Consider the following 22,211-nt stretch of genomic DNA (forward strand, 5'->3'; position numbering starts at 1 on the left):
GTACAATGCGCGGGAACGAACCGACGGCAGCGCGGTGTGTACGCTCGCGCGACCCGGCGAGAGTGCGGACGGCGGCGTTATGCGGTAGAGTTCGATGTTCGCATCTTGAAAATTCGAAGAACACAAATATGCGCCGTCGTTTGAAATGCCGAGTCCCCGCTCACACGCGGTATTTGATTTTTTTGCCGGTGCCTTCGTAATATTTTTTTCGAAGCTCCGTCACCGTATCGTCTGCGATATAGTCGTCGAAGTTCATCATGCGGTCGATGACACCGTTCGGCGTGATTTCGACGATGCGGTTTGCGATCGACGAAATGAATTCGTGATCGTGGCTGTTGAACAGCACGACGCCCGGAAAATCTTCAAGCGCGTTGTTGAGACTTTCGATCGCTTCCAAATCCAAATGGTTTGTCGGATCGTCGAATATGAGCACGTTCGCATTTTGCAGCATCATCTTCGAAAGCATGCACCTCACTTTTTCACCGCCGGAAAGCACTTTGACCGGCTTCAGCGATTCGTCGCCGCTGAAAAGCATTCTGCCTAAAAATCCGCGCACGTAAGCGTCGTCCTGTTCTTTAGAATACTGTTTAAGCCATTCGGTAATCGTCAAATCGTTTTCAAAATACTTGTTCGTATCGCGCGGCAAGTAGGAATAACTCGTCGTCTGCCCCCAAAACACTTCGCCCGAATCCGCCTTCTTTTCTCCTGCGATGATGTCGAAAAACGCCGAAATGGAATTGTGTTCGATGCCGACGAAGGCGACTTTATCGGTGCGGTTTACGATGAGCGAAAAATCTTTCAAAAGCTCGACAGCGTCCTGAGCGTAATTGAGCTTTTTCACTTCGAGCGTGTTGTTTCCGATGGCTCGCTCTTGGGCAAAGTGAATGTACGGAAATTTTCTGCTCGTGACGGGAAGCTCTTCGAGGGCAAGTTTATCGAGCACTTTTTTGCGGCTCGTCGCTTGCCGGCTTTTCGCCGCGTTCGACGCAAAGCGCTGAATAAATTCTCTCAAGTCCGCCATCTTGTCTTCGCGCCGTCTCGCTTGATCTTTCGCCTGCTTTTGCAGCATTTGGCTCATCTGATACCAAAAATCGTAATTGCCGGAAAACTGCGTGATCTTTCCGTAATCGATATCGCAGACGACCGTACACACCGTATTGAGAAAGTGGCGGTCGTGGCTGACGACGATGACGATGTTTTCAAAATCGAGCAAAAAATTTTCGAGCCACGTAATCGATTCGATATCGAGACCGTTCGTCGGCTCATCGAGCAGCAGTATGTCGGGATTTCCGAAAATCGCCTGCGCGAGGAGGACGCGCACTTTTTGACTTTCGTCCAAATCGCTCATCGCTTTGTCGTGATATTCTTCTTCGAGACCGAGGCCGGAAAGCATCTGTTCGATTTGATTTTCCGCTTCGTAGCCGCCGAGTTCGCCGAACTCCGCTTCGAGTTCCGACGCTTTGATGCCGTCTTCTTCGGAAAAATCCGCTTTCGCGTAGATTTCGTCCCGCGCCTTCGTGCATTCGTAGAGTTTCGGATAACCCATCATCACCGTTTCTTTGACGGAATAATCGTCGAACGCAAAGTGGTTTTGCTGCAAAACTGCCATGCGCTTTCCCTGCGCCATAGCTATGGTGCCGGTATCGTGTTCGAGTTCTCCCGAAAGCACTTTCAAAAAAGTCGATTTTCCGGCTCCGTTCGCGCCGATAATGCCGTAGCAGTTGCCCGGCGTAAATTTCACATTGACGTCTTTAAACAGCGGCTTGTCGCCGAATTTGACACTGACATCGGATACGGTTATCACTCACAGCTCCCTTGATAATATAAATAAATTGAACGGCGAATTTAAAAAATATTAATTAATAAAAACACGCGGCGCTCTCCGTGTGCACGGACTTCGGCGCACACGATCGCGCGTTATTTTTTCCCGAACAGCGATTTGATTTTATGCCACAAGCTCTGCGACTGCAAACCTTTTTTGCTTTCGTCGTAGCGCTGCACACCGCTCCTCTTTTTCGCAGCCGACGGTTTTTGTACGTTTTGTCTTCCCCTCTCGAAAGAAGAGCGGGAAGCACCCTGCCCTTTCGCCGAGTCGTTTTTGCGGCCGGTTTTTGCGCGGTCTTTTTTCGAAAACGGCTTTGCGCCCTTCGATTTGGAAGAAGAGCCGCCTTTGCCGTCCGTGAGCGCCGAAGCGGACTTTGCGTATTTTTCTTTATAGAGCTTCATGCGCTCTTCGAAAGACATACTCTGAAGCTTTTCCGTGTCGTCTTCGGTAAAGCGCTCTTTTCGAAACGCCGGTTTCTCGGATGCGCTTCCCGTCTTTCGTCTGCCGCGGCTTCCGCTTCGCGCATCGCTTTTTTTCGAATCGCGTCTTCCGGAAAACTTTCCGCCTCCTGTTCCGCCTCTCCGCGAAGAAGTTCGGCCGCCTTCGTAATCTTCGCGCCAATTTTCAGTTCTGATATACACGCCTTCGCTCGCGTCTCCTCCGAGCATCGATGCATCGGCGACGCGCGAAGGAATTTGCATTTCTATATAACGTTCGATCGCCGGAAGATTGTATACATCCTGTTCGCTGCAAAACGTGTACGCTTTGCCCGTCTTGCCTGCGCGGGCGGTACGTCCGATGCGATGCACGTAGTTTTCCGATTCGTTCGGCAAATCGTAATTGACGACCATCGCCAAATCGTGCACGTCGATACCGCGCGCGGCGACGTCGGTTGCAACGAGGATCGAAACGCTTCCGTCTTTAAATCGGTTGAGCACTTGCAGCCGTTTCGCCTGCGGCAAATCGCCGATGATGAATTCGCTTTTAAAACCGTTTTTGACGAGCCGCTTTGAAACGACTTCGCACGAACGTTTCGTATTGCAAAAGACGAGCACGCTTTCGGGTTTTTCTTTTGAAAGGATGCCGACGAGCAGTTTCATCTTTTCGTCGCTCGAAACGTGCAGCAATTCCTGATCGATTTGTTCGACGGTGATAGTATCCGATTCGATCGTAATCTCTTTCGCATCCCGTGTGTATTCCCATGCGAGATTTTTTACGTATGAATTGAGCGTCGCGGAAAAAAGCATCGTTTGGCGGTCTTCCGCTTTCGGCAGCACTTTGAGCAGCGTGCGCAAGTCGGGGTAAAAACCCATATCGAACATACGGTCGGCTTCATCGACAACGAGAAAACCGACGTTCGACAAGTCGAGCTGGCGGCTTTGCTGAAGATCGATCATGCGGCCGGGAGTACCGACAATGATGTCCACTCCTTTTTTAAGGGAAGCGATCTGCCGCTCATAGCCGACGCCGCCGTAAAAACTGAACGCTTTCAGCTGCGTTCCGCTCGTCAATTTTTTCGCTTCTTCTTCAACCTGCACCGCAAGCTCGCGTGTCGGAAGCAGGATGAGCACTTTTTTGCCCGCATTGTCCGGAGAGGCAAGGAGTTCCTGTAAAATGGAAACGAGGTACGCCGCCGTTTTTCCCGTTCCCGTTTGAGACTGAACATATAAATCGGATCCGTCGAGCGCCGTTTTGAGTACCGCTTCCTGAACCGGCGTGCACGTCACATAGCCTGCCGCTTCGATGCCTTTGAGCAGGTCTTCGTGCAAATTAAATTCGGTAAAATCCATATCTTTTTACTATATACTTTTTCCTTCGTTATGTATAGTATTGCGCTTATGCCGACGGAATGCAAAGACGATTATCAAGCCCAACTGTTTTCAAACCGACTCGTAAAACGCTTGAGGCACCTTCGAAAATGGGCGCGCAAAAACGGTGTCACTTGCTATCGCGTGTACGACCGCGATATACCGGAAATCCCGGTTTCGGTCGATCTCTACGAATTTTTGCCGGACGAAATCGGAGACAAAAAAAGCGCCGCCCGTTTTACCGCAGACGAATTCGCACGCCTTTCTGAAAACGATGCCGGGATGCAGGCGGAAATCGCTTCGAGGAGCGCCCTCGTCATCTGTCTGTACGAACGCCCGTACGAAAAAGCGGAAGCCGAAGAGAGGGCGTGGCTTTCCAAAATCGCACAGGCGGCAAGCGCCGTCGTCGGTACGGCGGAAAATCGCATCGTCGTCAAAACGAGAAAACGCGATAAGGGCGGAAGCCAATATGCGGAAGACGTAAACGACATACAAAGCGCAGGGCACATCGAAGGGCTCATACAGGAATGCGCATCTCTTTTCCGCGTTTCTATAAGTTCCCGCATCGACAGCGGACTTTTTTTCGATCACCGTCCCCTCCGTGCCCGAGTCCGAGAAAACGCGAGCGGAAAATCGGTATTGAATCTCTTTTGCTATACGGGCTCTTTTTCCGTCTACGCCGCCGAAGGAAACGCGCGCCTCGTCGATTCGGTCGATTTGTCGAACACCTATCTCGAGCGCGCAAAAGAAAATATGCGCTTAAACGGTTTTTCCGACGAAAAAAAATACCGCTTTATCCGCGCGGACGCCGCCGAATTCATCTTTCAAAAAAAAGCATCCGGCGAACGATACGATATCATTATTCTCGATCCGCCGACATTCAGCAATTCGAAGATGACGGATACCGTACTCGATCTCGTAAAAGATTGGCCGCGCTTCGTAAACGGCTGCATCGCCCTGCTTGCAAAAGGCGGCGTACTCTATTTTTCGACGAACGCCAAACGCTTACGCTTCGACGAAAGCCTTATCGAAACGCCGGCGAATGAAAACGCAATCACGGTGCGCGACATCACCGCTTCGACGATCCCCGAAGACTTTTTGCAAAAAAAGCCGCACCGCGCGTGGGAAATCCGCAGGAATTGAAGTCTTTTACCTTTTTCGTTTCCGACTTGATTTTTTTTTATCCGCATGTATACTGAGCAGTAGGGTTTTCCCTACTTTTCATACTTCACAAATGACGGTGTATTTATGTCGGTAAATATGTTTACAGATAATGCCAAAGTCATGGCAAAGGGACAGATTACAATCCCGAAAGATATTCGTGAAATTCTCGGAGTGGCGAGCGGCGACCGTGTTACTTTTATCGTAGAAGGAAATACCGTCCGCCTTATCAACTCGGCGGTTTATGCGATGCAAGTACTGCAAAAGGAAATGGAAGGAGAAGCCGAACGTGCAGGTTTATATTCCGATGACGATATCACGGCGCTTGTAAAAGAATTGAGGAAAGCGGTCAAATAATCGCATGCGAGTTCTGATAGATACCAATATCCTGATTTCCGCCGCCCTTAATGCTGACGGCGTTCCGTTTCAAGCCTATATAAAAGCGGCATCCTATCCCAATCGCGGTTTAATCTGCGAACAGAATATCGATGAGATGAAGCGGATATTTAACAAAAAATTTCCGAATCATCTTTCATCTCTGAATAAATTTCTTTCCGCGGCACTTCCGACTTTGGAATTGATTCCGATACCGGCAAAAGAAAATAAATCGGAATCGCAAATCCGAGATAAAAAAGACCGTCCGATCTTACGGGCGGCAATTTACGCGAAAGCCGATGTCATTCTTACGGGCGATAAGGATTTTTTAGAATCCGGTTTGAAAAAACCGCGCGTTCTGACACCTGCGGAATTTGTAAAACGCTAAAGCCGCACCGCGCGTGGGAAATCCGCAGGAATTGAAGCATAAAAAAAAACCGCCCCCTAAGGAGCGGAGTTTTTATACGGCGGTCAATTTGCCGATTCTTCGGACTTGATGCCGTAGCGCTTGTTGAAGCGGTCGATGCGACCTGCGGTATCGACGAGCTTTTGCTTACCCGTATAAAACGGATGGCACGCCGAACAGATTTCCACACGGATGTTTTGAGCCGTCGATCGCGTTTCGATGACGTTTCCGCACGCGCAAGTGATCTTTGTCAATTTGTATTCGGGATGAATTCCTTTTTTCATAATTGCTCCTTTCATTTTGCCCGGCTGCACGGCACGAGTTTACGCGCTGAGCGCAGCCACAAAACGACGATGTTCTACCAATATAGTAAAAAAATACGCGCTTGTCAATTATCCGAAACGGCAGCCGTACCGGTGTTCATGGACGCGAGGAACGCTTCGTTCGTCTTCGTCTTTCTCATGCGGTCGAGCAAAAGTTCGAGAATGTCCGCGTCTTCCATAGGATTGAGCACTTTGCGCAGCACCCACATCTTTTGCAGTTCGTTTTCGGACAAAAGCAGTTCTTCTTTGCGCGTCCCCGATTTTTTGATGTTGATCGCCGGGAAAAGTCTGCGTTCGGCAAGCTTTCTGTCAAGGTCGATTTCGCTGTTGCCGGTGCCTTTGAATTCTTCAAAGATAACTTCATCCATGCGGCTTCCCGTTTCGATGAGTGCAGTCGAAATGATCGTCAAACTGCCGCCCTCTTCCACGTTGCGCGCCGCGCCGAAAAAGCGCTTGGGCTTGTGAAGGGCGTTCGAGTCGACGCCGCCGGAAAGCACTTTACCGGACGTCGGTACCGTTTGGTTGTATGCACGCGCAAGACGCGTAATCGAATCGAGGAAGATGACGACGTCGCGCTTGTGCTCAACGAGTCGCTTCGCTTTTTCGAGTACCATCTCCGCAACCTGCACATGGCGCGTCGCCTGTTCGTCGAAAGTCGATGAGATGACTTCCGCTTGAATCGATCGCTCCATTTCAGTCACTTCTTCGGGACGTTCGTCGATAAGCAAAACGATGAGGTAAACTTCGGGATGATTTTTCGTAATCGCATTTGCGATCTTTTGCATGAGGATCGTTTTACCGGCTTTCGGCGGCGCGACGATCAGGAGGCGCTGCCCCTTACCGATCGGATTGAAAAGATCGAGGATGCGCGTCGAAACTTCGGTCGAAACCGTTTCGAGATGCAGTTTATTGTTCGGATAGAGCGGCGTCAGATTTTCAAACGGGATCCTCGTCTGCGCGACGCGCGGTTCGTCGAAGTTCACCGATTCTATGCGGAGCAGCGCAAAAAAACGCTCGCCCTCTTTCGGAGAACGCGTCTGCCCGTACACGGTGTCGCCCGTCTTTAAATTGAAAAGCCTGATTTGGCTCGGCGAAATATAGATATCGTCGGGACCGGGAAGATAGCTGTTTTGCGGAGAACGCAAAAAGCCGTAGCCGTCGGGCAGGATTTCGAGCGCGCCGGACGCAAATATCGTGCCGCCGTGTTCGGTGTGCGCTTTTAAGATGACGAAGATGAGCTCCTGCTTTTTCATCGGTGCCAAATCGTCGCTCGAAAAGCCGTATTTCATCGCAAGCTCTCGAAGCTGCGTCATGCCCATGACGGTCAAATCGTTTATGACAAGCTTCGGCTTTGCTTCTTCGTCTCCGTCGCTCTCCATAGGAATCGATGCCTGATTTTGGAGGGCGGCGTCGACTGCGGGGCTGGAATATGTGCGGTTCGCACCGTAGCGCGCAGGCTTTCGATACGCTTGATTTGCGCTTCCGTTCCAGCGCGGACGGGCACGGCGATCCGCAAACGATTCGTGCGCTTCTTCAGTCTCCGCTTCCTGAACCGTATCGGATTCGCTCGCTTCCTCTTCCTGGGAGGCAGCTTTATCGACTTTGATTACCGCGCGGCGTTTCGTTTTGACGGTGCGTACCGGACGCGCCGCATCAACGACATCAGCCGGCGTTTCTTGCGCATAGTTTTCTTCGCCCCCGTCGGAAACGGATTCCGAGCCGGCATAAGAATCGGGCTGAACTTCGGATTCGCTCTGCGCTTTTTCCGTCTTTTCAACATCACCTGATGCGCCCGCAGTACGGCGCTTTCGTATTGGTGCCATTAATAATTCTCCATTGCGTTATGATTTATAAAAAACGACATACTCGATTTTAGAATGAAAATATTCCTTGGAAAAGGGATAGAGGTCTCTAAAAACTTCGTTTTTGGAAACTTTCCTTGATTTTACTGTACGACGTCTGTCTATCGAAACGATTATGCAACGATTTATTATTAGCGTATTTGCCGCCGGCTGTCAAGCGCTTTTGTTTTTTTTCTTTTTTGCTTTTTGCGGAGGTATCAAAATTGCATGCAGAGGCATTACGTCACAAAGCGGAGGCAGGCGAGATTTTCGACGTCCGCGATTTTTTTATCGATGCACGCATAGAGCTCGGGATGAGATTTCCGCAGCCCTTTGATTTTTTCGAGCCACGTATAAAACGACGCGCGGTTTTTTCGGTATGCAAGCTTTTTCAGCGTACCGGGGATGAGCGAAACAAAAGCGCGGCTTTTTTCGCTCCCGTCCATATTCGACAGCAATTCCGCCAACTCATCTTCTTTCGTTTCACACGCGCATGAAAAAAGAACATCGTACAACGTACGGAGAGCCGATGCGGAAAGCGCGGTGTCCTCCGGCGGATATAAAACGAAGCCGCCCTTCGTACGGAGCGATACCATTTTTCCGCAAACCGAAAACAAAAAGCGCTCCCCGTCAAAACTTGAAGCTGCGGCGGCGAGTTTTCTTTTCGAAAATCTCCGCTTGAAAAGGAGTGCGAATTTTTTTTTGATAAGGATATCGTCTATCGCCCGCATCGACGCCGCATCGGATTTTTGCGTCGTGTCGACGCAAAGGACGAATTCGATATTCGCGTTGCGCCGCGCGTTACTCTGCTTACCGCCTCGGTACGTCGTGTATTCGCCCGTCACGATCGAAAGCTTTCCGCGCGTCATACACATTTCGCGCATCGCTTCAAACGGGATGATGCCGTCGGTACTGTAGCTTATTAAAATATATCTCGCGTCGAGATTCGGAAGCAAATCGGCAAATGCACGTTCGGCTTTTTCCTTATAACAATAATCCGAACGCGTCCTGCTCCAATCGTGCCTGATCCCCGCTTTTTCGGCAAGCTCCCCTCTTTCGTTCAAATCGAGCGGAACGGGAATGCGATCCCACAGCGAGATCGTATTGAGCAAATGGTAATTGCTTCCGTACTGATGCTGATTATACGGAGGATCGACGTATGCGATATCTATACCCCCGATTTTTTTTACGAGCGCGTTCGCGTCTTCTTTGTACACGTGAACCGGAAACGGAGATAAAGCGAGTACCGGAAAGCGGAGCCGTATCGGAGAGGTGATGCGATCGAGTGCGTCTTTCGAATAGCCGCCGAAACCCTTGTGAAACGCTTTGAAAACGCCGGACGTATTCGTGTGAGTCGCAGCTTCATAGAGCAGTTCCGCCAAAAGCAATTCGCGCTTTTTTTGTTCGGACGGAGACGCGCTTTCAGGATACGCATGCTCGATATGATTTCTGATTTTATCGATCGCGAGCGCATTGCGCTTCGTATAAAAGAGACGTTCGGTTTTAAAATCCGCCGCATCGTCATCGAAGGATTTGGGCGCATAGTAACGGGCGATATATCGCTCATCTTCGGACGGATCGGGCAGATCGTTGATTTTTTCGATAATACGCAAAAGTTTTTCTTCCGAGCCGAAGAGTTCGGAAATTTCATTTTTATCGATTTTAATATAAGCGGAATTCAATATGTACGAGTAGTATTCCCAATCGTTAGAGAACACTTCACAGCCGAGCGATTTTGCAAGACGCGATACCGCCCCGCTTCCCGCAAAAACGTCGAAAAATTTCGCACCTTCCAAGGGGACGCCGGTCTTTTCTATCGCACGGTAGACGAGAGGGAGCAGCCTCCGCTTATTTCCGATATAGGCGATGAGTTGTTCCGTCAAATACGGCGAAGAAAAATCAACCATGCGAAATCCTTTGCGGCATCTGCGAAAGCTTCGCATCGTACGACAACCGCATCTGCTACGCCATCATACACGATGCGGTAAAAAAGTCAATTAACCGATAGGAGGCGTCAGTTCGATGCAGTGAAAGCCCGCCGCAGCGATGCCCGTGCGCGGTATGTATTTGGAAACCGAACTCATCGTGCGCGAATCGTCAACGCGCCGCCCCGCATGATGTGCGCATCGCATGTATTTTTCGCGCTATGTATAAAAACGGCGTATCGGCGATGCTCGTCACAATGTAGATCGCATAGCACGACGCCGTTATCGCCGCGAGCGTTTTCATATCGTAGACGCCGAAAAACGCACCAAAATTGAAGAGGACGATATTCACCGCTTGGGATGCGAGCGTCGCCGCGTTGTTGCGGAGCCACAAGTATTTCACCCCGCTGCCGCTTTTCTTTTTTGTTAAATCCCACAGCGCGTGATAGAGGCGTACGTCGAGCAGTTCGCTTACGGCATACGCGATGAGGCTTGAGGCAAGGATGCGCGGCGTTCCGGAAAAAAGCGCTTTGACGGCCGCCATCGCGCGGTCGCCGGAAGCAGGCGCATAGTGCGGCCACAGCGCCGAAAACAAAATAAAAACGCAGGATGTCGCGATGCCGATTTTTACCGCTTTGCCGGCTTCTTTTTTGCCGTAGAATTCGCTTAAAAAATCGGTTGCAAGAAAGCTCGACGCAAAAAGCGTATTGCCGAGCGTCTGTTCCATGCCGAACGCTTTTATTAAAACGGCGACTTCGATATTTGCCAAAACCGTGCACAGCGCGATCCACACGCTGCAGCCGGTTTTTCCGAAAAGGCAAAAAAACGCGAGCAAGCCGCCGAACGAAGCGGCAAGTGAAATGATAAGCAGCAATTCATTTGTCATAGTCTGTAGTTCTTATTATATCACGGAAAAAACCGCATAGGCAATTCCCGCAATGATCGCGATCACGGCTCCCGGCGGCAAATCGAAAACGACGGCGAGCACGTAGCCTCCTGCGGCGAAGATGCAGCCCGAAACGCTGCTCAGCAAAAAGAGAGAACCGATACCCTGCCCTTTTTTCCGGCGCAAAAAAGCTGCGGAGGAAAGCACGGGCAGCACAAGCAGCGCGTCGATTAAAAACGCGCCGAGCAATTTCATCGCGATCGCCACAGTAAACGCGATAATCGCGACCATGAACGTATAGTGAACGCGCACGTGTATGCCGAGCGAATAGGCGATCTCCCTGCTGTAAAAGAGTGCGGCGATATTTCTGAAGTTGATAAGGACATAGGAGGCGAGAAAGATTGCAAGACCGGCAAGAAAGGCAAGGTCGGACACACCGAGCGCGAATGGACTTCCCCACAGCAAACTGAGCGTATCTTTTGCCGGAACCCCTCCGATGCGCATGACAAGGGACGCGAGCGCCATGCTGAAAACCATCGCCGCGGCACTCGCCCCGCCGAAACCGAAATTTTCATTTTTCGTAAACGCCGTCATAGCAAAAATGAGAACGATGTTTACCGCGAGAATCACGGGAACGAGCGGAAGTGAAAATGCAAGCGCGAGCGCACCTCCCAAAATGACGCCGTGCATGAGCATATAGCGAAGCGGCACAAGCTGTAAGCGGAGCACCATGACGCCGCAAAGCGGAAAACAGGCGCCGGAGACGACGAGCGCGATACCCCCGCGAAACACCGGCGGCAGCATGAAGAGCAGCAACAGTCTATCCACACACACCTCCCGCATCTTCGGCCGCCGCTTTGCCAAGGTGCAGCACTTGCCACCCTGCCATACGCAAAAGCGCTTCGTCGTGCGTAACGATGATGACGGTCGGGATTTCGGAAACGGAAAGCGAATGCAGGATTTCCATAACCGTAGCGCGGCTTTCCGTATCCAAAGCGGCAGTCGGTTCGTCGAGCAAAAGCAGTTTTGCGTTTTGCGCAAGGCAGCGCGCAAAAGACACTTTTTGCTTTTCACCGCCCGAAAGACTTGCAAAGCTCCTGCCCGAAAGATGAAGCGCATCGACACGTGCGAGCGCTTTTCGAATAAGAGACGTTCCGTTTTTTACGCGGGACGGCAAACCGAGCGACACGACTTCTTCAACCGAAAGACTGTACTCCGAGCTCTCCGCCGCTTGCGGAATATAACCGATCGTCCGCTTGGGCAGCTTCGACGGATGTACGCCGTCGATCAAAATCTCCCCCGATTCGACCGGGATCATACCGATCAGCAATCGTAAAAGCGTCGTCTTTCCCGCGCCGTTTTCGCCCGCTATCATAAGACGACCGCCGGCATTTACGGCGAACGAAATGTTTTTGATAAAACCGTACGGCGCGGACAAATTTCGCACGCACACGTCGACGCCCTGCACGAGCTTTGCGCGGAAGCGCAGATGCGTATACATCTCATCGCTGTCGTGCATCGTTTCGAGACGATCTTCGGTCGCGCACAAAAGACGGCGCACCGAGGTATCGTACGAAAGTTCAATCGGATCGTGCCCGCCGCGCACACGGTTCAATTCCGCAACATAGTCGATCGCCAACGCGCTTGCGATATTCGCGTGGATTTTTTTGATGCCCATACGGATCATCAAAACGCAGGCGGCCTTTCCGACGGCGGTATCGTGAGCACAAAGATCGCTTCGAGAACCGTCATACGTTTTAAAAAAATCTTCAAGGGCAAACAGCGGCATAAGCCACTTTCCGCCGTTTGAAAAGATGAGCGTATCTCCGTCGTAAACGCACAGCGTCGTATGTTCGGGAAGCGGTAAACGATAAGCGGCAATCATACAGACAGTATAGAATAATTCGCATAAATGGCAAATAGCGCATATAGGGCTGAAAAAAAATACTGTGAAATAATCTGCATTCAATGTATACTATTAAACATGGCCAACACATTCCCCGTGACCAGAATATCGCCCTGGATTAATATCGATCTTTCCTATTGGGATGACCTTACCCGAAACCGGCTGCCTCGTTTGTTTCGAAAAAAAACGTTCCTGTATCACCAGAATGAAATGCCGGACGGTGTGTATATCATAAAATCGGGACGAGTCAGGATAACGTCTTACCGCTCCGGAGGAGAAGAAAAACAGCTTTATATTGCGGAACAAGGAGCTATGTGCGGGGAGTTTGCATGTATTCAAAACCATCCTCATGACACTTCCGCAGTCGCCATTGTGGATTCGATGGTATACTTCATTCCTTATCATGTGCTGGAAGAACATATGCGAAGAAATTGGAGTATAGCACAAAAAATCATGCGTCTTGTCTGCCGAAAGAGCAGCATTTTTGTCAGCCAAATTCTGGAGCTCAGTTTTTACCAATCCCTACAGCGTATCGCCCGCATACTCCTGGATATCGCCGCACAGTACGGAAGGGCTCAAGCCGACGGAAGCGTCCTTATAAGTATAAAGTTTACTCATCAGGATATCGCCAGTATGATTAACACCAGCAGGGTTACGACCAGTAATATTTTTAACGATTTTCTTGAAAAGGGCATAATCGGCCGGAAAGACGGACATTATATTCTTCGGGATACGGAAGAACTTGAACGCCTTTTATCCGAATACTAGTCGACAACGGAAAGGGCTGTTATAAAAGCAATCGATTTTTACAACAGCCTTTTTATTAGCGTGTCCGGAATTATTTAGCGCAGCCTATGCTTCGGCCGTATTTTCATTATCGCTTTTTTCACCGCCGTCGGCCATCATAGTACGGCCGTATCCGGTGACAATGGACACAATGAGAATAACAAGCATTGCCCAAGGGTAAAATTGTCCGACGATGATTGCAATTGGAGAAACGGGACTTGCCCCTTCCACAGGAGCTGTCGTTGCGCTCAGCATAACACCGATGACTACCGGAATCATGTAGGGAAGCAGATAATTCAGCGTGCTTCCCGTACAGTCCAAAAGATTTGCCCGCCGGTATTTATTGATACGGTATTTTTTACCCAGCTTGTTAGCCAGTTCTCCTGTTCCTACGATGGCTGCCGTGTTGAGACCCGTAGCCATGTTTAGCAGGATAACAATGATAACGATCGCAATTTCCGCTGAACGGACGCCTATTATAAAACGATCCATGGACTTGAGAAGCAGGTCTATACCGCCGCCTTCTTTCAGAACGCTTATTTGGGCGAACATCATCATGACTATGATCACTGTGGGAACTGCGCTCTGTATACCTTCGAGGATAATTCCTCCTGCACCGAAGGGCTCCGGAACGGAAACTATATCACCCAATCCGATGGTACCTGTCGCCAAGGCGATTATGAGCCCAGATATGATGCCGTAACTCAAAGCTTCCAAAAGATGTCTTTTAAATATGCAGGCGGTTACAACTATCACGGGGATGAGCAAAAACAAAAGAGATACCGGATTGGTCTCGCCCGCCGAAATCATTGTGCTGTCTATAACTTGGCCTCCGGATCCGAGGATAAAATATAAAATCATTGAAATAAGCGCTGCGGGAATGGAGTATTTCAGTCGGCTGCGCACAACACCTCCGAGATCCGCTTCCTGCGTAGATGCTGAGGCGATGGTAGTGTCGGAAACGGGGGAAAGGTTGTCTCCGAAAGCGCCTCCTGAAATTATAGCACCCATAAGCAGTCCCGGTGTCGCTCCTACCAAGTATCCTACGGGATAAAGTATAGGCCCGACTACGAATATGGTACCCACAGATGTTCCTGTAGAAAATGCCACAAGACAAGTCAAAAGGAATGTCGCCCCGACAAACTTATTTCCTAAAAAATTCGCCCGCACAAGATAATTGGCAAGGGTTGTCACAACACCGCTTCGGCTGAGCAAGGCGCCGCATATACCGGCATATATGACGGCAACAATCAGTATAGCCGCTATATTGTCGGTCACCCCTTTAAGGATGGCTTCGCAATAAGCGATTTTGTCCTTTGCCAAAAAGATGCAAAGTATCAGAGGAAGCAAAAAGACTACCCAATACTCAGGGATATTTGCGTTTAGGACTGCGATATAGATAAGTCCCGCTATGGCAAGCATAATCGGTACGAATATCATACCTTTACTGCCATAGAATTCCAGATTTCGTTTTTCTTCCATAATGATTACCGATCCTCCTTTTTAAGGAATTGCTATTCTAAGGCGGCGACGATTTCTATTTCGCAGAGTACTCCTTTCGGCAGTTGTTTTACCGCGACGCAGCTGCGGGCGGGTTTTGATACAAAATATTTTTCATAAACTTTGTTGAATGCCGCAAAATCTCCCATGTCCGCAAGAAAACAGGTGGTTTTGATAACCTTTGTAAAATCAATACCGTTCGCGGTAAGTACGGCGCTTATGTTTTTTATTACTTGCTCCGCCTGTGCGCTGATATTGTCGCCCGTTACGTTGCCGCTTACGGGATCAAGGGGTATTTGCCCTGACGTAAACAGCAGATTTCCGTAACTTATGGCCTGTGAATACGGTCCGATTGCCGCAGGCGCCTTGTCGGTATTTGTTATTTTTAACATGATCCATTCCTCCTAAAAATTCAATTCGCCGAAATAATCCGGCGGTTAATTCACGATCAACATGGATCATACATCCATTATATTTTTGGATTTATTCTCCGCTGCGTCTTTTGCTATTTCAGCGTCGTATTGATCTTTTGGGATAAAACTACGTCCCCATCCCGAAATACAGGCGAACACCATCACTGCAAGAAGCGTCCATCCGTGGAATGCGAACAAGCTTATATGAAACACCGTAAAATCTACCGGCGCGCCGGAACCTGCGGCAAACATATACGCTAGCATCGGGGCAAAACTGTAGGGAATAAGACACATAGCCGCTCCCGAAACAGCATCCAGAATATTGGCGCTTCTGTCTCTGGAAATACGGTGTTTTTCCACCAAAACTTTTTTTGCCACGGGGCCGAGCATGACTATGACAACAGTGTTTGCCACAGTCAGCATGTTAAGGATGATATCGAGCATTAAGATGGTAAGTTCCGAACTGCGGGGGGACTTTGTAAAAACCGACAGTCTGTCTATGAGATAGCTGAAAAATCCGCCTTTGTCGAGGAGATTTATAAGTCCCATAAGCATAAATGCGAATAAGGAAATGTCGATAAGCCCTAAAATGCCTTCAACTAAAACACCGCCTACGGTAAAATTATTTAGATCGATGACAAGAATTCGAGCAGGATCAAGCAGTCCCGTCGCAAGACTTAGCACCAATGCGATTACACAGCTTAACATCAAAGCTATTATCAGGTGAGATCCTCGGTACATAAGGAAAATAAGAATTGCCGGTATTAAAAGCATTATGAGACCGTTCGGCTTAAGTTCTCCGAGCGATGCGGTAGTAAATTCCCCTCTCGTACCGCTGCCGGCAAAAATAAAAAACAGCACCGCTGCTATTGCGGCGGCAACCAGTGCATATTTTAGGCGCGAGCGAACCACATCGGCGACTTCTATCCCTTGTGAATATGCCGAAGCGATAGTAGTATCCGAAACAGGCGCAATATTGTCGCCGAAATACGCTGCAGACACTATGGCACCCAAAAGGACAGCTCCGTTGGAACCGATAGCAGCCCCTACGGGATAAAGAATAGGAGTCAGAGCGATCACAGTCCCTAAAGCCGTTCCCGTTGCGGTCGAGAGGGAGCATCCTAAAATGAATACCAATACAGGGAACAATCGAGGGCTGACATTGGCCCTTACGCAAAGCCAAACAAGACTATTGATCAGACCCGATTCTTTAAGGATCTGAGCTACGATTCCCGCAAGGAACCATGCCATGAGCATTATGGCCACCATCTCGGAGGCCATACCTTTTACCAATTCGCCGGCGCATTTTTCCGGATTTTTTGCCATGATCAACGCTGCAAGAATGGATGCCAGAGTCGGAACCCAAAACGCCATCGGAAGAGCCTTGCCGGTTAGAGCCAAAATGATTATTCCGACAAACAGGACAAGAAACGGAATCGCCGCCCCCAAAACGCCGCCTCTGAATTTAAGTACTTCGGATTTTGTTTCGTTGGTTTTATTTACCGATTTGTCTCCCATAAATACAGTCACCCCCTTTCAACCCGGTGTTTCCCGGCTTACGCTATGTCTGGTCATATCTTCGGGGACATACGCTGTGTGCTATAAGGTCTGCCGCTCCTATTAAATCGAAAACGGGTAAACCCGTTTCATCCCGTACCGTACGGGAAAATGAGGCTAGGTTGCTGCATTCTATAAGCACAGCCCGAAGATCTTTGTCTTGTGCTTGTAACTTTTGACATGCCCGGCAAACGTCCTGTTCCATTAATTCAGGTTTAAGGGCATGACCTCCTTTTATGATTATTTCGTTAAAATGCGCCTCTTCTTCCATGCCTTGTATTACCAGAGGAATCTCGGGCACCCATCCCGACTGAAGCAGATGAGTTTCCTTTAAGAGCTTTGAATGGCCGGTGATTATTCCGATTTTTCCTTTTTTACCTATTAGTTGCCAAATAAGCGGTATCTGACAAAGAGAAGAAGCCGCCGTAATAAGTTTTTCCGCCATGTCCTGCTGATACAGCGACATGAGCCCGCAGTCTCCAATGACTGCGGAGATACCCTTTGCCTTCAGTTTTTCTACGGCGTCAAGAATGTTTTTTCGTATCTCGGGCGAACCGTCGATGAGATCTGCAAAACCGCCTTTTACAATCTGATAGCAGACCGGATATCGGAAGCTCAAGGCATTACCCGCGTCTCCCGGAATCCGAGGAGTCGTAGTGGAAAAAACCAAAATGCCGATATCCTGTGCGTAGAAGGAATACCCCGTGCGCATCATGTCCGGCCTCCTTTTCAGACAGGCTTAAATTGTTTATACCTTTTTGTAATCCGGCTTACCCATTTCCGCAATGATCGGCTTTAGGGTATCTGCAAGAACGTCAATATCTTTTTCCATATTGTAATATTGGCAGGAAACCCTAAATCATCCGACATAGTCGGTGAAGCGCTGCGCGATGAGTACTCGTTTGGCATGCAGCTTTTTGAGAATTTCCAAATCTTTTTTCGTATCATTGTACAGTCTGAAGATAACGATGCCTGCTCTTCTGTCCCGTTCTTTGTGGGTGATAATGGTTCCGCCGAGTTCTTCCATCTTTTTCATGCAGTAGTCGCCCAGATCAAGGACGTGTTCTTCAATGTTTTTAATTCCCAATTCATTGACCAGCCCCAAAGATTCGCCCAGCGCAATAGCGCCCGGATAATTTGACGTTCCGCCGATTTCAAAACGTCTGGCTGTTTTGACGAATTTCCAATTATTTACCGCCTGCGAGCCGGGATTTTCCCAATATGCGCCCCATCCTTCAGCCGGAGCTTCGCTGTTGAGGTACCCCCAGAAAACCGGATCGATTTTGCCGAGCAGATCCTTGTTAATGTACATGACACCCGTCCCGAACGGCGAATTGAGCCATTTATGCCCGCCTGCGGTGAGGATGTCTACATGGAAGCTCTTTGTGTCCATATTGCGGACACCTAATTCCTGTACCGAGTCGACTACAAGGTAAATACCCTTTTGCTTGCAGAAGTCGCCTATTGATTTGAGATCCATGCGCCAACCGTTGCACCATTCCACCGACGAGATGACGATTATTCTGGTTTTATTGTCAGCAGCTTTGGCAAAATCTTCGACGGTAAAACGATTGTCCTTTGCCTTTACCACCTTTATCTCTATTCCCTCTTTTTCGCGTTTGACACACCACGGCAAGGCAACCTGAATAAATTCCAAATTTGTGGTAAGTATGTTTTCTCCCGGTTTTACCTCCAGCGACGTCGCCGCAATGTTGAGGCCGTGGCTGGTACTTTCCACCAAAGCGATTTCCTCAAGATCCGCGTTCAGAAGTTTTGCGGCTTCTGTATAGGCTTTGTCCCTTTTGTGATCCATATTGATGTGGTGTGCGCTGGAGTTGATTTCATCGTTACGGGCGCTGTATTCGATAAATTCGTGCATTACCCTGACCGTGCGCTGAGGAATAAGGCTTACGCAGGCGGCGTCCAAAAACGTAAGATCCTTGTCGAGCGCAGGGAATTCTTCTTCTCTAAACTTTGCCCAATTGACACTCATATCGATCTCCTTATAAATATGAATTTCAGCGTTTTACAGCTGATCGATTTATCCTTAACGAAAGTATACGACCGCTTTCCCGTATTTTCTATAAAGTATTTTACATTTTTGATGATTTTTTAATAAAATTTACACGGCAAAACTTATATAAATCATCGACCCTCTCCTGACTATCTTTTTTTCCGCATTTTTGTTAAAGTAATACGTATAAGCGTCGGCGCACAGCCGCTTTGCAAACGCTTCACATTTATCGTATCGATTCCGAGGTATTTTATGAAAACTGTCGAATGGTGCAATCTCAACAAACTGGAAAGCTACAAAAAACTTCTTTCGCTGAAAGGAGCCGTTTCCGTTAAAACCGCTTTGAAAGGAGCGGCGGGTGCAAAGCGCATCGCGGACTTTTCGATTCCGATGAGCTCGGGTCTCACTTACAATTATGCGGCAAAAGAAGTGAACCGGCAAATCCTTTCGATTTTCAAATCGCTTGTCAAAGAGGCATCGCTCATCGAAAAGTTTTCCGCGCTCTACAACGGAGAAGTCGTCAACACGGGAGAGGGGCGCATGGTGCTTCATCACTTGACGAGGGGCAGGCTCGGCAAAGACGTATTCGACGGAAATGTAAACAAGCGCGGTTTTTATACCGCACAGCAAAAGGCGATCGCGGACTTCGCCGAGCGAGTGCATTCGGGAAAACTCGTAAATGAAAAAGGCGAGCCTTATACGGCAGTGTGCCAAATCGGCATCGGCGGAAGCGATTTGGGGCCGAGAGCGCTCTACCTTGCCCTTGAAAATTGGGCGAAGGCGAACGGTAAGCTCAAAATGAAAGCGCATTTTATTTCGAATGTCGATCCGGACGACGGAGCTGCCGTCATCGCGTCTCTCGATCCTTCCCGTACGATTTTTATCCTCGTTTCGAAAAGCGGTACGACCCTTGAAACGCTTACGAATCAAATGTTCGTCGCCGATTTTATTAAAAAAGCCGGCTGCGATCCCGCAAAACACATGATCGCCGTAACGAGCGAAACGAGTCCGCTTGCAAAGAGCAGGGATTTTCTTGCGGCATTTTTTATGGATGATTATATCGGCGGACGCTATTCGTCGTCGAGCGCCGTCGGAGGAGCGGTGCTGAGCCTCGCATTCGGCGCTGACGTATTCGAAAAAATTCTTAAAGGTATGGCGGCTGAAGACAAGCTTGCAACGGAAACCGACCTCGTAAAAAACGCAGCTCTCATGGACGCGCTCATCGGAGTGTATGAGCGTAACGTGCAGGGCTATCCGATGACGGCGGTGCTCCCTTATTCGCAGGCGCTCGTGCGCTTTCCCGCTCACTTGCAGCAGCTCGATATGGAATCGAACGGCAAAAGCGTCAACCGTTTCGGTAAAAAAATCAATTATGTGACGGGTCCCGTCATATTCGGCGAGCCGGGAACGAACGGACAGCATTCGTTTTATCAGCTTTTGCATCAGGGAACGAATATCGTGCCGCTCCAGTTTATCGCTTTCAAAGAAAGCCAAGCCGGCAAAGACATCGTCGTCAAAGGTTCGACGAGCCAAAAGAAACTCGGCGCGAACGTAGCCGCGCAGATCATCGCGTTTGCATGCGGCAAAGACGACGATAATCCGAATAAATATTTTGCAGGAGAGCGGCCGTCGAGCATTATCTACGGCGAAAAACTCACGCCCGAAGCGCTCGGTGCGCTCCTTTCGCACTACGAAAACAAAGTGATGTTCCAAGGATTCTTATGGAATATCAATAGTTTCGATCAGGAAGGCGTACAGCTCGGCAAAAAACTTGCGAACGCAGTGCTCGAAGATAAAATGGAAGCGAACCTCAAAGCGTACGCCGAACTGCTCATAAAGCGATAAGGTCGAAAAGCGGTGCTTAAAAGCACAACCGGAGCGTAAGCGGGGATTCCGCTGTGAGAGCCGCGTTCTTATACGTCTACAAAGATTGTACGTCGCCATCCTCGCCGTAAACACAGCGCTATTAGCTGATACTTTCCAAACTCGCGTTTTGACCTTTTATTAATTTTCACTTTACCGCATCTGTGCGCCGCTTGAGCGTAACCGTTTTTCCTTTAAGTTCGGCTTTGTAGATTTCGCAGTAAGCGATGCGTTTATCTACGATGCCGAGCCTCACGATTTCGCTTTCGGTCGCGCCCGGCATCCCTTCCATACCGTTGAACAAAAAATTTCCGAGGCTGTAGACGATGAGGCTTTTGCCGTACCATTCGACGCTCTGGAGGACGTGCGGATGGCTTCCGAATACGACGTCGGCGCCCGCGCTGCACAAAGCTTCGTACAAGCGGCGCTGACTTTGTGTCGGCGTAAAGCGGTATTCTTCTCCGCCGTGCACGTTTACGATGACGAAAGCGCCCGCATCTTTTTCTTTTTTGACGCTTTCCAAAAGCTCATCGCTCTGCCACAAAATACCCGCCCTCGTGTCGGTCGCAGTTGCAGTCGTTTTACCGTTAAAGCCCGAGCGTTCGACGGGAAAGGCGCCGCACGAAATGATTGCAAACGTCGTGTTTCCGACAGTTTTATGGTAAAACTTTTTCGCTTCATCTGCATTGTGCCCCGCGCCGCTTGTCGGTATGCCGTACTTTTCAAAAGCGGCGAGCGTGTCCTTAAAACCTTCTTCTCCGAAATCGTAAGCGTGATTATTCGCCTGCATGAGATAATCGAATCCCGCGTCTTTTAAGTGCGGCAGCACTCTTTCGTCGAAACGAAAGGTATAGGTTTTTACCGCATTGTTTTTTGAAGACGTTACGACGCCTTCGAGATTTCCGATCGTAATATCGTTTTTTTGCAAAACCGAAAGCGTATTTCCGAATACCGTTTCGAGGCCGTCCGGACGACCGATTAAAATTTCCTGCACGCCGCGCGCGACCATGATATCGCCGACGCTTGCAACGAAAATCGTTTTACATGCGGATGCGCTTTTCGGCGCAAAGACGGCTTCGCAGAATGCGGTGAATTTTTCCGCATATCTTTTATCGTATGAGACGCACACGGCATAGCGCTTTACGGAAAGTGCATAGCCCTCGCTTCCGGCATAGACGCCGTCAACTGGAAGCGTGCGATTGCCTTCGGGCATTGAAGCCGCCTCGGAAAACGAAACGCTCGCATCGGGAGAAAGGAGCGATGCTTGCGGCGTTCCGTCGTTTGCAAAATCCGCTTTTACCGAAGGAAGCAGTTCCGTCTCGGATAACAGATAATAGACTTCGTTTTCTCCCCGCTCTTCTTTTGCGATCGGCACTTCTGTCCTTTCCGAAATGTGTCCTATCGTAACGGGAACGGCGCCGAAAAACGAGGGGCGCATGTTTTCGCTTTCTTTTATAAAGCGGAACGAAAGCTTTTCGCTTTGCACCGCTTCAAATTTCGCTTTATACGATTCATAGAGCGCATCCGACACGCGGACGAAAAGTCTTGCGGGACGGAACGCCCGCACGATAAGCACGATAAAAAAGAGCGATGCGAAAGCAAAAAAAATCGCCCGCATTTTC

At 49.3% G+C, this 22,211-nt stretch carries 19 protein-coding genes; 5 read left to right on the forward strand and 14 right to left on the reverse strand.

Annotation, left to right across the window (positions count from 1 at the left end):
* Nucleotides 1-160: 160 nt before the first annotated feature.
* Both HMPREF0860_RS02545 and HMPREF0860_RS02550 read right to left on the reverse strand, forming a co-directional pair.
* Nucleotides 161-1,804: an ABC-F family ATP-binding cassette domain-containing protein gene (locus tag HMPREF0860_RS02545; RefSeq protein WP_021329783.1), complete on the reverse strand. Its 1,644-nt coding sequence runs from the start codon at nt 1,802-1,804 to the stop codon at nt 161-163.
* Between the two features lie 113 nt (nt 1,805-1,917).
* Nucleotides 1,918-3,615 carry a DEAD/DEAH box helicase gene (locus HMPREF0860_RS02550; protein WP_021495460.1) on the reverse strand — a complete coding sequence of 566 codons (1,698 nt, stop codon included), beginning with the start codon at nt 3,613-3,615 and terminating at the stop codon, nt 1,918-1,920.
* A 30-nt stretch (nt 3,616-3,645) separates the two neighbouring features.
* Here HMPREF0860_RS02550 and HMPREF0860_RS02555 point away from each other — a divergent pair, with 30 nt between their 5' ends.
* The 3 genes from HMPREF0860_RS02555 to HMPREF0860_RS02565 all read left to right on the forward strand — a co-directional run bounded on the left by HMPREF0860_RS02555 (nt 3,646) and on the right by HMPREF0860_RS02565 (nt 5,557).
* Nucleotides 3,646-4,776 (forward strand): class I SAM-dependent methyltransferase, encoded by a 1,131-nt coding sequence (locus tag HMPREF0860_RS02555; RefSeq protein ID WP_021329828.1) that lies wholly within the window; start codon nt 3,646-3,648, stop codon nt 4,774-4,776.
* Nucleotides 4,777-4,893: 117 nt separating this feature from the next.
* A complete protein-coding gene (locus HMPREF0860_RS02560; RefSeq protein WP_231364300.1) occupies nt 4,894-5,151 on the forward strand; it encodes an AbrB/MazE/SpoVT family DNA-binding domain-containing protein in 258 nt (85 codons plus the stop codon).
* A gap of 4 nt (nt 5,152-5,155) precedes the next feature.
* Nucleotides 5,156-5,557 carry a putative toxin-antitoxin system toxin component, PIN family gene (locus HMPREF0860_RS02565; RefSeq protein ID WP_021329835.1) on the forward strand — a complete coding sequence of 134 codons (402 nt, stop codon included), beginning with the start codon at nt 5,156-5,158 and terminating at the stop codon, nt 5,555-5,557.
* Between the two features lie 83 nt (nt 5,558-5,640).
* Here the strand turns inward: HMPREF0860_RS02565 and rpmE are convergent, their stop codons facing one another.
* From rpmE to HMPREF0860_RS02595, 6 genes are all read right to left on the reverse strand, one after another.
* Complete coding sequence (rpmE, locus tag HMPREF0860_RS02570; RefSeq protein WP_021329766.1) at nt 5,641-5,859, reverse strand: 50S ribosomal protein L31; 219 nt, start codon at nt 5,857-5,859, stop codon at nt 5,641-5,643.
* Between the two features lie 104 nt (nt 5,860-5,963).
* A complete protein-coding gene (rho, locus tag HMPREF0860_RS02575; protein WP_021329797.1) occupies nt 5,964-7,721 on the reverse strand; it encodes a transcription termination factor Rho in 1,758 nt (585 codons plus the stop codon).
* A gap of 257 nt (nt 7,722-7,978) precedes the next feature.
* The gene (locus tag HMPREF0860_RS02580) at nt 7,979-9,646 is read right to left on the reverse strand and encodes a DNA adenine methylase (RefSeq protein ID WP_021329790.1); all 1,668 of its coding nucleotides are present in this window, start codon (nt 9,644-9,646) and stop codon (nt 7,979-7,981) included.
* A 190-nt stretch (nt 9,647-9,836) separates the two neighbouring features.
* Entirely contained in the window at nt 9,837-10,550 is a 714-nt protein-coding gene (locus tag HMPREF0860_RS02585; RefSeq protein WP_021329789.1) for a queuosine precursor transporter, read from the reverse strand.
* A 15-nt stretch (nt 10,551-10,565) separates the two neighbouring features.
* Nucleotides 10,566-11,378: a metal ABC transporter permease gene (locus HMPREF0860_RS02590; protein ID WP_231364302.1), complete on the reverse strand. Its 813-nt coding sequence runs from the start codon at nt 11,376-11,378 to the stop codon at nt 10,566-10,568.
* Complete coding sequence (locus HMPREF0860_RS02595; RefSeq protein WP_021329825.1) at nt 11,371-12,435, reverse strand: ATP-binding cassette domain-containing protein; 1,065 nt, start codon at nt 12,433-12,435, stop codon at nt 11,371-11,373. The genes HMPREF0860_RS02590 and HMPREF0860_RS02595 overlap by 8 nt, the downstream gene beginning before the upstream one ends.
* A gap of 99 nt (nt 12,436-12,534) precedes the next feature.
* On the opposite strand from HMPREF0860_RS02595, the gene HMPREF0860_RS02600 reads away from it, so the two are divergent.
* Nucleotides 12,535-13,224, forward strand: a complete 690-nt coding sequence (locus HMPREF0860_RS02600) for a Crp/Fnr family transcriptional regulator (RefSeq protein WP_038080655.1) — start codon at nt 12,535-12,537, stop codon at nt 13,222-13,224.
* A gap of 84 nt (nt 13,225-13,308) precedes the next feature.
* Here the strand turns inward: HMPREF0860_RS02600 and HMPREF0860_RS02605 are convergent, their stop codons facing one another.
* From HMPREF0860_RS02605 to HMPREF0860_RS02625, 5 genes are all read right to left on the reverse strand, one after another.
* On the reverse strand, nt 13,309-14,724 hold the full coding sequence (locus HMPREF0860_RS02605) for a Na+/H+ antiporter NhaC family protein (RefSeq protein WP_021329803.1): 1,416 nt from the start codon (nt 14,722-14,724) through the stop codon (nt 13,309-13,311).
* Nucleotides 14,725-14,756: 32 nt separating this feature from the next.
* Entirely contained in the window at nt 14,757-15,134 is a 378-nt protein-coding gene (locus HMPREF0860_RS02610) for a RidA family protein (RefSeq protein ID WP_021329804.1), read from the reverse strand.
* Between the two features lie 66 nt (nt 15,135-15,200).
* Nucleotides 15,201-16,673, reverse strand: a complete 1,473-nt coding sequence (locus HMPREF0860_RS02615; protein ID WP_021329841.1) for a Na+/H+ antiporter NhaC family protein — start codon at nt 16,671-16,673, stop codon at nt 15,201-15,203.
* Between the two features lie 43 nt (nt 16,674-16,716).
* Complete coding sequence (locus tag HMPREF0860_RS02620) at nt 16,717-17,427, reverse strand: aspartate/glutamate racemase family protein (protein WP_021329787.1); 711 nt, start codon at nt 17,425-17,427, stop codon at nt 16,717-16,719.
* Nucleotides 17,428-17,571: 144 nt separating this feature from the next.
* Nucleotides 17,572-18,705: an aminotransferase class V-fold PLP-dependent enzyme gene (locus HMPREF0860_RS02625; protein ID WP_021495453.1), complete on the reverse strand. Its 1,134-nt coding sequence runs from the start codon at nt 18,703-18,705 to the stop codon at nt 17,572-17,574.
* 273 nt (nt 18,706-18,978) lie between these two features.
* Between HMPREF0860_RS02625 and HMPREF0860_RS02630 the strand changes: the two genes are divergently transcribed.
* Nucleotides 18,979-20,571 (forward strand): glucose-6-phosphate isomerase, encoded by a 1,593-nt coding sequence (locus HMPREF0860_RS02630; protein ID WP_021329767.1) that lies wholly within the window; start codon nt 18,979-18,981, stop codon nt 20,569-20,571.
* Between the two features lie 166 nt (nt 20,572-20,737).
* Here the strand turns inward: HMPREF0860_RS02630 and HMPREF0860_RS02635 are convergent, their stop codons facing one another.
* Nucleotides 20,738-22,207: a CapA family protein gene (locus tag HMPREF0860_RS02635; RefSeq protein ID WP_021495456.1), complete on the reverse strand. Its 1,470-nt coding sequence runs from the start codon at nt 22,205-22,207 to the stop codon at nt 20,738-20,740.
* Nucleotides 22,208-22,211: the final 4 nt, after the last annotated feature.

Source organism: Treponema socranskii subsp. socranskii VPI DR56BR1116 = ATCC 35536 (genome assembly GCF_000468115.1).
Taxonomy (GTDB): Bacteria; Spirochaetota; Spirochaetia; order Treponematales; family Treponemataceae; genus Treponema_D; species Treponema_D socranskii.